Here is a 3,009-nt window from a genome sequence, read left to right on the forward strand (position 1 = left end):
CATGCGATCCCTTGGGCACAACCACACCTCGAATGACTGTATCCACACGCCATAACTCGGCTTCATGTCCATCGACTGTCGCGCGCCATCCGGGGTACCAGCTATCCGAAATAACGACTAATCCCCGGCACTGCATATCGACTTTCACATAGCTGTATTCCGCGCTCTCGATTATCTTCAAGACGCGGTCCGGCGCCGGACAGTTTTCCAGGGCGGGCGCTCGGTTCACCATCACCGCAACGGCGCGCAGATCGAGACTGGTGTCGTCGCGCGCGGCTCTCGCGGCGTCCTCTTCATCGCTTACGATCCGCGTCTGGTGAACCGTCCATGCGCGTGGAAACGGGTCTGGATTTCGAAACAGCTTCAGCCCGCTCCGGCTGGTAAAAACGTCGACCTCTCCTGGCCGAAGCGGCTGTTTACTAATCGCGTACCCGACTCCGTACAGGCGCGCCAGACGATCCTCCCACCAATGCATTCTGACCATCTGTTCGAGAACGCCGGTGGTGAACGCGCGCACGGAATCGATCCGGTTCCACTGCCCGAAATCAAAGTGGACATCCTTGTCGTTGATCTCGACGCGCTTCGGGTTCGGCTGTGTATCGAGGTACCGGGCAATGTCGCGAGTGTCCTCGATGGGTTGCAGATATTTGACTGCGGCTTCGGAGCTCATACTCTGCAAGTAATAAACGGACTCGTTGCCCTGTTCCACAATTAACAGAAGGAGAACAAACAAAATCACCGATCGGCGTGAAATTTGACCGCGCCGCCACGCCGCGTAGGCTCCAGCGAGCAGCAGCCCGACCAGCGCAATCATTCCAATCCGCGGATCGCCGTCAAAGATCGTGCTCGTTACTGTAGGTTTCAGATAGGCGACCAGACCGAATAACCCAAAGGTGACCAGCCCGAACCAGAGCAGCGCGCGAGTAACTCCCGACTTACGGCTTGATTCCGGGTCCCGGAGTAAGGTGTCAAACCCGAATGCGGCCAGTACGGCAATTGAAAATTGGCACATGGTCATCGCGATCATCGGTTCCCGCGCTTTCTCCACCATGGGAACGAATCTGTAAAGCCAGCCATAGAGGACGTTATTCTTGGGCATCGCGTAGAGCAGCGCGGCCACGGCAACTAATAGGAACAAGCGAACTTCGACGCGGCGGAATGCGCCCCAGATAGCAAGGGCGGCCAGGCTCAAAGCGAGAACACCGACAAAGGGATCGCCCCCATTGGGCAAACCCGGCCACACGAAATGCAAGAGATCGGACGGCGAGAGTCCGTACTTCTCGTGCTCGGGGAATGGAATTTGATCTGCCCAACCCAGCGGGCCGGAGTCGGTCCACCGGATGGCGCGTCTTCCATATTCGAAGGATGGCAGCAACTGTACGGCACTTATCAGGGCCATGAACAGGAGCATCGTTGCGAAGCGAATTGCCGCCTGCTTGCGATAACCCGCCCGGAAAAACATGGACGATGCTACGGCGAACGCGGTTAGAGTCAACACCAGCGCCGGCACGTGATGGCCTCCCGTCCATGAGATGCCGAGGAAAACGCCGGCCCATGCGGCATTCTTGAGTGGCGCGCGGCCGCGCATCGCGCGCAGGAGGAATAGGAATACTAAGGGCGCAAGCATGGTGGCCTCGAAGAATTGCGGCCAGTGAATCGTTCCCATGAAACCCGAGGTGGCATAGAACACGCCGGCGATGACACCTGCGCCGCGCGAAACTCCTAAGTCACGAACAAGAAGATACGCGAAGATCGCCGCAAAGCAATGTAGCGCGACAAACCACAAACCAATGAAGTAGATCTGTATGCGCCCGTCTTTCAACGGCGCGATCGCGAGGAGTAAATTGAACGGATTCGCTATGCCGGGCTCCATTTGACCGATCAGGGGCATGCCGAGGAATGAGAATGGGTCCCACAGCGCAATTGACCCGTGACGCACCGCATATACCTGCGCTTGTAGCCTGGGCAACACCTCGCTCGCGCCGTCGGGATGAGCAAGAAACGTGTACTGATCGGTCAGTACAAGCTTCGAGAAAACAGAAACGACGCCGAAGATGATAACCAAGTAAGGTACGAGTGGGTTAAGTTTACGCAAGCGGCAGGGTTGTCACCAACACGGAATTATACAGCCGGGCTCCGTTAGGGCCGTTCAACAAAGACTTCGTGATTGGACGTCAATTCGTGATCCGGCAAATCATCGTGGGATCGATCCAAGATCAACCGCTCAGACGGATTCAATTCCGGAGGTTCGTACACGGCCCAAAAATCATAGGTGCCGGAACCCTGGTCGTGGAAGAGTTCGTGGATCGCGCCGGACAGCTTAATAGACTCTCCCGGCTGCAACGTCTTCCACGCTTCGATGCGTGCCGGCCCCCGCGGCGCATCGTAAACGCCGCCCCCGCAACCACGCCCGAATCCAGGCAAATTCGAGTGTTGGTCTAACGGCTGGAACTTCATTTGCAATTGAACGCTGCCATTATAAGAGTTCGTGCAGGACAGCGCAGGCGTGGGTAGTTTCACAGGAGCGCTATTTGTATTGATAAGTAGAACGGTGAATCTCTGCGGGAACAGCTTATCCGTCCCCTGCACTGACAACCGCAGTTCCAACTTCGCCACGGGGTGTTGAGCGACGAGATGCAGATGGAGAGCGGCCGCTATAATAACGACCGGCCAACGCCTAAATACCTTTAGTCCACCGATAAACCACGTTCGCCGTTTTAACAGGTACGATCCGGGCAGTATTTGTGTCGATGTAAATACGGCATTCCGAGCGGCGACGGCCACGGAGCGGTGCACTTGGGGAACATGCCGCTCTCGCGCAGTAAAAGGCATTCGAAGGTTCTTTTCCGGAGCACCAGCTCCATTACTGTCGCGGCTCAGAATGGGGATTTCGGGGCTGTCAGTCAATCGCCGAGCTTCTCTACTTCCACCAAGCAGCTATAAAACGTCGGACCGCCGCCGATATCGGTCAAGCGCTGGCTCGTCAGCGCGTTGATATTGCGCCCGTCC

2 protein-coding genes are annotated in these 3,009 nt (G+C 56.9%); both read right to left on the bottom strand.

The window, feature by feature from the left end:
• The coding region (locus H1Y01_RS11625) for a hypothetical protein (RefSeq protein WP_180540687.1) at positions 1–2,095 on the bottom strand (2,095 nt) is incomplete at its 3' end.
• 44 nt (positions 2,096–2,139) lie between these two features.
• Positions 2,140–2,520: a hypothetical protein gene (locus tag H1Y01_RS11630; RefSeq protein WP_180540688.1), complete on the bottom strand. Its 381-nt coding sequence runs from the start codon at positions 2,518–2,520 to the stop codon at positions 2,140–2,142.
• Between the last annotated feature and the right edge of the window lie 489 nt (positions 2,521–3,009).

This window comes from Nevskia soli (assembly GCF_903970205.1).
Classification (GTDB): domain Bacteria; phylum Acidobacteriota; class Terriglobia; order Bryobacterales; family Bryobacteraceae; genus Bog-113.